Annotated in this window: 1 protein-coding gene; it reads right to left on the bottom strand. The window is 60.2% G+C overall.

The genetic code is table 11. The annotated features are described in order from the left end of the window. Window positions 1-265 precede the first annotated feature (265 nt). Window positions 266-661, bottom strand: a 396-nt coding sequence (locus tag ENZ74_RS33585) for an AraC family transcriptional regulator (RefSeq protein WP_164761491.1), incomplete at its 5' end; no start/stop codon positions are given.

The raw sequence follows: 661 nt of genomic DNA, 5'->3' as shown, positions 1-661 counted from the left end.
GGGATCGAGATGAGAGAAATTGCTCATGGTGCTGTCCAGCCTGGAATGTCTGTTGTCGGCGAACGGATCTGGCCAAGGCGCGACCGGCAACCAGGTTGCAAGACATCGGTCCGTTGCCTGACGCCGGATCAACCCTGATTGCCCGACAATTCATTTGTGCCTGGAAAACCGCCATGTCCGCTCTTGAGGAAAGCATATCGCCAGTTCACCCGCCCGGTTCTGGAGGCAATGCTTGCCTCGTCACCCGGAGGCACGTGGGCAACCATCAGGCGTTGCGCTTCTGCTCTCTGAGCTCGGTCGGTGAACAGTCGAACGCCAGCTTGACCTGCCGCGAGAAATGATAGGGGTTCTTGTAGCCGACCTGGTAGGCGATCTCGCTGATCGACAGTCCTGTCCGCTGCAGCAGATGCGTGCCGTAATCGAGGCGGCAACGCCACAGATATTTGGCCGGCGTCATGCCGAGATGTTTCTTGAACGCCGAGACCAGATATTGCGGACTGACGCGCACCTGCTGCGCCACCCGCTCGATCGACAGATCGGCGGCAAAGTTCTCTTCGAGGAAACGGCGTGCCTGCAGGATCGTCTGCGGGATCGGCCGCTCCGCCTCGATCACCTCGGCCTCGTAGATGAAGGCGTGGAGCAAGGCGTTGGTCAGCGGCTC

This window comes from Mesorhizobium sp. M7A.F.Ca.CA.002.15.2.1 (assembly GCF_003998715.1).
In the GTDB taxonomy this organism is placed as follows: Bacteria; Pseudomonadota; Alphaproteobacteria; order Rhizobiales; family Rhizobiaceae; genus Mesorhizobium; species Mesorhizobium ciceri.
This window is presented reverse-complemented; position numbering and strand designations above follow the sequence as displayed.